The sequence below is a fragment of the Microcoleus sp. N9_A1 genome (assembly GCF_036701795.1).
Taxonomy (GTDB): Bacteria; Cyanobacteriota; Cyanobacteriia; order Cyanobacteriales; family Microcoleaceae; genus Microcoleus.
In genome coordinates this window covers 1-8,061 of sequence record NZ_JAUBRI010000125.1, presented here as the reverse complement: position 1 = coordinate 8,061, position 8,061 = coordinate 1, and the positions used below count along the sequence as shown (strand labels likewise).

The window sequence follows — 8,061 nt, the reverse complement described above, 5'->3', positions numbered from 1 at the left end:
TCGCTTACGCTGTGCTTATCTTAACGGGGAATTTTCCTTAAGTATTTCTGCTTAGTTCTCAACTGGGATGCTCCCGGAAAAGATATCATTAAGCGGTGCATCTATTTAGGACTAAACTCAATGGCTAACTCAACTCAAGAAACACCGCAACCAGACAAAAAAGAATTAACTGAGATCACAGCTAAACCTCAAGAACAACAAGAAGAACCGCCAAATAAGGGTGACGGGCGGAAATAGTCGATCGCTCGGAATGATACCGCAGCAGAAGATAAAGAAACCGGGTTTTTTGACTCTTATTGAAGGTTTTAAGCAAATATTGTGGTTAAAAAACCCGGTTTCTAGCTACCCGCGGGTCAAAGAAATAACTTGACAAATTATTCAGTTTGTGTATTGCCGTTGTTCGATCGCAAGTTCGGCTTTCCCGGCTTTCCACGGAGGCCGTTTAAAGAAACCACATCAGCCTCAGAACTCTCCCTCGCCACCCGAATCAGCAACCCCGACAACAACAAACTTGCCAACATCGAAGAACCCCCGTAACTAAAAAACGGCAGGGGCAAACCCGTAGTCGGCAAAACCCCCGTCGCCACCCCAATATTCAGCAGCGACTGTCCCACCATCACCACCATCACCCCAATCGCCACCAACTGACTCTCAATATTTCGAGCCTTCATCGCTACCCTCAAAGCCACAGTAGAGTAAGCCGCCAACATCAGCAACAGCGAGAAACCTCCCACCAAACCAAACTCCTCAGCAAACACAGCAAAAATAAAATCGCTGTACTGAATCGGCAAATAAAATAACTTTTGCTGCGACATCCCCAAACCCACACCCCAAATGCCCCCTGAACCGACAGCCAGGAGACTTTGAATCAACTGATAGCCGTCTTGCATCGGATCAGCCCAAGGATTGAGGAAAGACATAATCCGGCGGCGCTGATATTCCCTCAAACTAATACTTAAAACGGCTAAAAGCATTCCCCCCATAGCCGTTGCGCCCAACTGCAAGTAAGGCAATCCCGCCGCCAAAGCCACCAACCATAAAGTCATCCCGCACAAAGCCGTGGTACTTAAGTTCGGTTGCAACAAAATTCCCAAAAGCATTGCGCCGAAAATTAACAGCCAAGTTAAGCGAACTTTATTCGTCAACCGGGACCAGTTGCCGAAAATGCGGGCACTTTGGAGAACAAAAAACGGCTTGATCAATTCAGAAGGTTGAATAATCGGAACCGGGCCCAGAGATATCCAGCGAGTCGCCCCGTTGATTGTGGTTCCTACCCCCGGAACCAAGGTCAGCCACAGCAATCCCAGCAGCAACAAAACGCCTACCTGAGATGTTTTCAGCAGATACCGCAGGGGGGAGTATACCATCAAGTTAAAGCCGGCCAGCCCGATCGCCACTGCGATTAGCTGTCGTTTAAAATAATAAAGGCCGTCTCCAAATTCATAATTTGCAATGGGATAGGAAGCCGAAAACAATGCTGTCAGCCCGACAAACAGCCACAGAAAAGTCAGCCACCTCAGCCACCGGGCCTCAGCGGCCCATTGAGAGGCGCTGGGGTCAAAAAAGGGAATCAAGCGTCGAATGTCATTAGCCATATGATTTTAGAATGATCTCAATAAACTCTAACAAAGATGGCTAAAGTACCAGATTGGTTAATTTACGCATTAATCTGTTCGCTATTATATGGTTTGTGGGGATTTTTTGGCAATTTAGCAACTAAATATATTGACTACAAAACTGCTTTTGTTTATGAAGCAATTGGCGCTATTTTAACTACTTTATTTATTATTATCCAAACTAATAATTTTAGTTTTGAGGGAGATGTTAGGGGGATTTTGTTTGCCATGTTAGTTGGCGTTTGTGGCACTGTGGCATCATTAGTATTTTTTATAGCCCTTGGCAAAGGTGAAGTTGCCAATGTAGTGAGTGTTACGTCTATCTACCCGCTGATTACTATATTATTATCGACTTTATTCTTGAAAGAGGCTATTACATTACCACAAATGCTTGCTGTTTTGTTAGCGATAATCGCAGTTATACTTTCTGCTTATTGAAATATTTGTCAATGATGAGATTAAAAACGCTGGACATTATTCCTTATGCTATAACTATAACAAACAAAAAAGAGGTCGATCGCGACCTCTTACCCCTCTACTAATCCAGCTTCGGCTCTTAAAGTAAACCTGTATTAGCACCGGGCTTACCGGTAGCCAGTTGCACTTTAATAATTCTGCCGCCCATTTTCATAATTCTTTGCTGTTCCCGGAACCAGTTGTCGTAAGGAACGAGCTTAGTAAAATAGGTATTTTGCAATTCGCGCTGAGTGCGGATGCGAGTTTGACTTGGGACGCAAGCAGTCACCTTAAACATTCTCATGGGAAACTAACTCCTGAGTAGGTTTACAGATTATTAGATGGATTTTTTAAAGATTGAAGGCAGGGAGTTAGGAGTCAAAACTAGCTCGTTAAAACTCGTCGGGCTTTCTCGGCAAGCCTTTGACGGTCTAGCAATCACTCTCAACTTCCCTGACCTCTTTTCAAAGTCAAAGGTAACAAGTCCAAAGTAAAAAGTAAAAAGTTAAAAGAGGCAAGAAATAAATCTTCTTCCTTCTTCCGACTTCCATCGGACTGAAATCTGTTACATCCGTTACATTCGTTACATCCGTTACAGAATCCGTTGCCGAACTTCCTTCTTCCTTCTTTCTTCTTCCTGAGTGTTAGCTCAAGCCAGAGCAGATGTAGTCGAAATAGACGCCCATTTCTTTACCAGCGTCAGAACCGACCAAACCGGCGGTGACTTCTTTCATTGCTTGGATTGCTTGTACGGTAGAACCGATGGGCACGCCCAAGGAGTTGTAGGTTTCTTTCAAACCGTTGAGCACGCGCTCATCGAGGATGGAAGGGTCGCCAGCTAGCATAGCGTAGGTGGCATAGCGCAGGTAGTAGTCCAAGTCGCGGATGCAAGCTGCATAACGACGAGTGGTGTACATATTGCCGCCGGGACGAGTTACGTCAGAGTACAACAGAGACTTAGCAACTGCTTCTTTGACGATTGTGGCTGCATTAGCGCTGATGGCGGTAGCGGCGCGGACGCGCAGTTCGCCAGAAGCAAAGTAGTTCTTGAGCTTGTCTAGAGCGCTGATGTCGAGGTACTTACCTTGAACGTCAGAGGAATTGATAACGGCGGTAATTGCGTCTTGCATGGTTGTCTTGTTTCCTTGAAAGTGGCTGAGTCAGTCCAATTTTGGAGCGAGAATTTGAGATTTGGGATTGGGGATTTAAGATTTTTAAGTGGCTGGTTATTTGCAAAAGCTTTTAACTTGTTGCCGGCAACCCCCAATTTTTCAATCTAAAATCGAAAACCTAAAATCGAAATTCCTTACTGCATCGCACCGATAACGTAGTCGAAGTAAGAGGAAGCTTCGGAAGCGTCTTCTCCAGACAGCAGCGAACTTGCTGCATTTTTCATAGCGCGAACGCCTTCGGCGACGGCTTCAATCGGGGTGCCGAGAGATTTGTACATTTCGCGGACGCCGACAATACCGATTTCTTCGATCGGAGTAATGTCGCCAGCTACGATTCCGTAGGTAATCAAACGCAGGTAGTAGTCCATGTCGCGCAAGCAAGTTGCGGTCATTTCTTCGCCGTAAGCGTTGCCGCCGGGAGAAACAATATCAGGGCGCTTTTGGAAAAGTTGGTCGCCGGCTTGCTTGACGATACGTTCGCGGGATTCGCTCAAAATTTGGGCGATGCGGACGCGGCGTTCACCAGAGGTGACGAAGCTCTTGATCCGATCTAATTCACCTGGGCTCAAGTAGCGAGCTTCGGCGTCTGCGTTGACGATTGATTTGGTGACGATACTCATCTTGTGTGTACCCGCTGGATATTTTGCTATACGAACTGCTCCGCGCTGAGCTAGCGACGGCGGGCGCTTTCATCCCGTACCTTTCATGCTCAAGGAGGAGCTTTGACGGGGAAGACCGGACTTGCCTTTTTTGCCAGCAACTGTTGAAGTTGTTGGCGGGCGTCTGCCTTCGGTGTTTGACGGCGCTGGTTCTTCACGCCGGTGCGCTTGTGAGTGCCCGCACTAAGCCTGTCGCTTACAATACCACAAATGACTGATGCGATCTTTAATCTACGATCGAGATTGCAGCAGGCCACTTAGTGGCGATCGAGTGACTATCGGGCAGTTAGTAAGGATATTGCTCCTCTGACACAACTACCTCTCGCAAGTATTTTGAGGCATTATGTTCACATTCTGAGTGTTACTGTAATAGTTTGTAACATTCCTTTTCATATTTGGGCCCTCGCTAGGGTGTTCTGCGTTAAAATTTCACAGTTAAAAAATTGCTAAAATTATTTTGTAGCAAGGGTTACAGGCTATCTATTCTGCGCGAGGCATTTGGGGCGGGCGACGGAGCGAGGATCAAAGACTTTTCCCTGAGAGGGAGACAAGCGGGAGATGGGGGAGACAGGCGGGAGAGAGGTGGGGAGAGGTGCGATCGTCTCACATCTTGCACCATTCTGAATAAGTCTGGGACTGGCGGGATCTCCTGGCCAACCCCTACTACCCACAAGAACACTCACTCTTTGTGTTTGTGCAACAGGCCAGAAAGCCTGTTATCGATCATGGTGCAAGATATCAGAATCATCGGAAATCGTAACTTTCGAGCTTGTAGCTAGATTTGACTCTCACTTTTAATCTGGTGCGCCGTGAAAAGAAATCTATCAGCCCTTAAAAAAGCTTTGCAGTTTGGGATTAGCGGTGCTGTCGGCGGTTTCGTCGGCAATCTCATCACCGAACCTTTCATGCAGCGACTCACTGGTTCGGCATCTTTTCCTGACAGTGTATTTTCCACAGCTCGCTGGTTTGGGTTAGTAGGCGGTGGCATTGCTACTGCTATCATGTTCGGCTATTATTACTATATCAAAGGCAAGCCTCAAATTAAACAGGCTTTAAAAAATGGCGGATTGTTTGGTTTAATTGCGGGGGCCATTTCTGGGGCGATCGCCGAAGGTATTTATAGCGGGATTGGCGACGGAGAAAACGAATTATTGCGAGTAATTTGCTGGGGAATAGCTGGCAGTTTGTTAGGACTGGGACTTGCACAGCGGATTCCCAACTTAGGAGCGCTTCGCGGCACGGGAGGCGGCGGTGTTGGGGGTGTGTTGGGCGGCTGTTTGTTTATTCTGTTTGCTTACAATTTATCCGGTACTGCGGGCCGTTTAGCTGGCTGTGCTGCGATCGGTTTTTGGATTGGAATCATGTTGGTTGTAGCTGAAACTTTGTTCAACAAAGCTTGGCTGGTAATTAGTTACGATACCGGAGCAAATCGCACTCTCACTCTCGGTTCGGAACCAGTGACTTTTGGCAGTGATGAAAATTTGTCTATTATCTGCATTCCTAATGTTTCGCCCTTAGCGATGCGGTTTCAATTAGAAGCAGGTCAAATTGTTTGCGAGAATGTTGATAGCGGGGCGGTGAGTTATTTGCGATCGGGCGACCAAAAGAAAATCGGCAACTGTACAATTACAGTAGGAAACTCTGACTTGCCAGCCCCAACACCAACAAATGTTCCACCTACCTTTATATCAGCTCAGCCAGCAGTAAATTCTTTTACCAGCAGCCAATTTTCCCTGAAATTAGGCAGTGGAGTTATTCCTTTGAGTGCGGGAACTCAACTATTCACCTCTGACATACCGAGTTTAACAGCCGCAGCATCTAACGGTCTTGTAGCTATAGTCACTTCTCGATCGAGAAACGAGCTTTCGTTAGGATTGACCAATTTGTGCGATCGCGCTTGGTGGGCTACAGACATTCAAGGAGATATAAAAATGGTAGAACCTGAAACTACCCTGACTTTGGCCTTGGGAACTAAAATCGAATTCGGTGAAATTGACGGTGAGATTGTGTAAGTAAGCGAGTACAAACTGAGATATTGCACCATTGTCAATAAGTCTTTCATGGGCGGGCAGGATGCCCACCCCACAAGAAAATTTCCTCTTTGTGGAACGGGCATCTTGCCCGTTATTAACGGGATCTCCGGCCCACCCATAAGAAAATTTACTTTTTGTGGAACGGGCATCTTGCCCGTTATTAACAATAATTCAAGCAGAACTGCCACTAACTCCAGTAATTACCGCCGCACCAATCAAATGAGCCAAACGCAAAGCTTCAGGAACTTTACCAGTGTCTGTCAAACACTGAAGCACCAGCGCAATTACTTCGGGTTTTTCGCCGCAAACTTGAAAAAAGAAAGGTTCAAAAGCGTGGATTTTCCCAGCACGACGCAACAATTCTAAACGGTATTCCGAGTCTGGCAAATGGCCGAGGGCTTTTTCAATAGCAGCTAAATCTGGTTGGCGACGCATGACAGCAACGCAAGGAATTTGCAGCCGCGATGCTAACTCGGGAAGGTCAATAATATTGAAGCCACCGAAAGCAATTCACTGTAACAACAATTTTGCGGATTTAAAGACCTACGGACAGATTACTCCTGCGGGTCTTTTGAGGCGATGCCGCACAACTCTTTGAAGAGTTCGCGGATGCAGCGGGCGATGACGCGCTGTCGGGCCAGCTTAACAGGAGTGCCGCCTTTTTTTCTTCGCTTCAAGTTTTCCGCTGGCGACATTTGCTCTGCATCCTTGCCCTGACCGTAAGTAAATTTCAGCGGCGGATTGTTTCGGGAAACTTCCAAGCGAGTAAAGCACCACTGCCAAAGCGCCTTTCTACACAGCGCGCTGCCGGATTGTTTGCCTTTCTTTTTCTGGCCGCTGTCTTCCCTGACTACGCCCATGCCGACGGCTCGCATGAAACGGCGCTCTGAAAGCTTGAGTTTTGATTCTTTTCCGGTTTGGCGATTTTTGCGGATTTTGATTTCGGGCTGACCGTCTCTCAAGAAGTCTTCGATGGGATAAATCGCTCCGAGCAAGTAACCTTGAAGTTGATAACCAAACCCAAATTTTGTAAAAATCCGCCGATATCCCTCAAACTGCCGACTGTCAATCAGTTGAACCAGTTGCTTTTTGAGATTGAAAATCTTCTCCTCAATCTCGCAGTATTGGTTGGCGGCCCAATGAGTTTGAGTTTCGATGCCGGAGCCGATCGTTCCCTCCAAAATACGATCGTACTTTTTGGACTTGCGCCGATCTGCCAGCCAACCCCACAGCAGCGGTGGCAATTCCTCTTGTAGTTTTGCCGATCGCACCAAAGCAATTTCGGGACACTGCCACGCCAACTCCTGCCGCATTCTGTTGATTATTGGACTCTGCAACCGATTAAGGTGTTCGAGCCGCAGGCAGATGTTTTTGACTTGGCTGACCAAGGGGTCACGAATCTTGAGATAGTCAGATTCTGACTTATCGAAGTACCAACAGGCGATCGCAAAAGCATCAATATCGTCAGTCTTGGCCCCGCTCTTACCCTCCTTTCCCAGCAGTTCTGATCTGTAATTAGGTAGCTTGCTGTTCGATATCATCCTCACTTCGCAGCCCCAGTCGCCAAGCTTGTTCATCCACAGCCGCGCGTAGTTCATCCCGGTCGGTTCGCAAATGGCAATCACTTTGTCAGCTTTGAAGCTTTCAATTTTTACCTTTAATTTATTCAAATTTTCAAGGTTCGAGTGAAACACTTCGATATCGGCATCAAAGTAGTCGTCACGAGGGTTGCTGGGTTTTTCCAGCATGAAGCACGCGGCAATTGACGACCGAGAAACGTCAATACCTACGATTAAATATTTCATGTAGTTTAGGGAGAGGAACAATTGAAAGGACAGAAGAGCCTACGAATCTCCCAAAAGCAAATTAATGCTTACTTCACTGATTAAGGCTCATTAATTTTGTCCGGTTTGATGCGGGCTGGCGCTTACGAATTGCTAATAGCAACTAAGCTAATTTCCGTCTTAAAGCGCCACTCATCTTGCGACTCATCCCGCGACTCCCCCTTGGTTCGGGGAGTTTCGGCCGCTGAGTCAATGCAGCCATCGTCAGGCGGTTGTGGTGATTGAATTTGTGGCCACTAGCGCAATGTAGGCGTATAAGTAGTCAATGTCTTGCGTTAAAA

The 8,061-nt window shown here is 46.9% G+C and carries 8 protein-coding genes; 2 read left to right on the top strand and 6 right to left on the bottom strand.

The genetic code is table 11. From position 1 onward, the window contains the following. Window positions 1-374 precede the first annotated feature (374 nt). Window positions 375-1,595 (bottom strand): FtsW/RodA/SpoVE family cell cycle protein, encoded by a 1,221-nt coding sequence (locus QUA58_RS30035; protein ID WP_333397796.1) that lies wholly within the window; start codon window positions 1,593-1,595, stop codon window positions 375-377. Between the two features lie 36 nt (window positions 1,596-1,631). Here QUA58_RS30035 and QUA58_RS30030 point away from each other — a divergent pair, with 36 nt between their 5' ends. After that, window positions 1,632-2,054, top strand: a complete 423-nt coding sequence (locus QUA58_RS30030; protein ID WP_333215611.1) for an EamA family transporter — start codon at window positions 1,632-1,634, stop codon at window positions 2,052-2,054. Window positions 2,055-2,172: 118 nt separating this feature from the next. Here the strand turns inward: QUA58_RS30030 and QUA58_RS30025 are convergent, their stop codons facing one another. The 3 genes from QUA58_RS30025 to apcA all read right to left on the bottom strand — a co-directional run bounded on the left by QUA58_RS30025 (window position 2,173) and on the right by apcA (window position 3,864). Continuing rightward, complete coding sequence (locus tag QUA58_RS30025; RefSeq protein ID WP_006634929.1) at window positions 2,173-2,376, bottom strand: phycobilisome linker polypeptide; 204 nt, start codon at window positions 2,374-2,376, stop codon at window positions 2,173-2,175. A gap of 340 nt (window positions 2,377-2,716) precedes the next feature. Next, complete coding sequence (apcB, locus tag QUA58_RS30020; protein WP_006634930.1) at window positions 2,717-3,202, bottom strand: allophycocyanin subunit beta; 486 nt, start codon at window positions 3,200-3,202, stop codon at window positions 2,717-2,719. A gap of 176 nt (window positions 3,203-3,378) precedes the next feature. Further along, entirely contained in the window at window positions 3,379-3,864 is a 486-nt protein-coding gene (gene apcA / locus QUA58_RS30015; RefSeq protein WP_333036136.1) for an allophycocyanin subunit alpha, read from the bottom strand. Between the two features lie 848 nt (window positions 3,865-4,712). Here apcA and QUA58_RS30010 point away from each other — a divergent pair. Further along, window positions 4,713-5,915 carry a hypothetical protein gene (locus tag QUA58_RS30010; protein WP_333397794.1) on the top strand — a complete coding sequence of 401 codons (1,203 nt, stop codon included), beginning with the start codon at window positions 4,713-4,715 and terminating at the stop codon, window positions 5,913-5,915. Between the two features lie 192 nt (window positions 5,916-6,107). On the opposite strand, the gene QUA58_RS30005 is transcribed toward QUA58_RS30010, so the two are convergent. Together QUA58_RS30005 and QUA58_RS30000 are read right to left on the bottom strand one after the other, a co-directional pair. Further along, complete coding sequence (locus tag QUA58_RS30005; protein ID WP_333397799.1) at window positions 6,108-6,446, bottom strand: endonuclease dU; 339 nt, start codon at window positions 6,444-6,446, stop codon at window positions 6,108-6,110. A gap of 44 nt (window positions 6,447-6,490) precedes the next feature. After that, window positions 6,491-7,741 (bottom strand): IS110 family transposase, encoded by a 1,251-nt coding sequence (locus tag QUA58_RS30000; protein ID WP_333397792.1) that lies wholly within the window; start codon window positions 7,739-7,741, stop codon window positions 6,491-6,493. Window positions 7,742-8,061 lie beyond the last annotated feature (320 nt).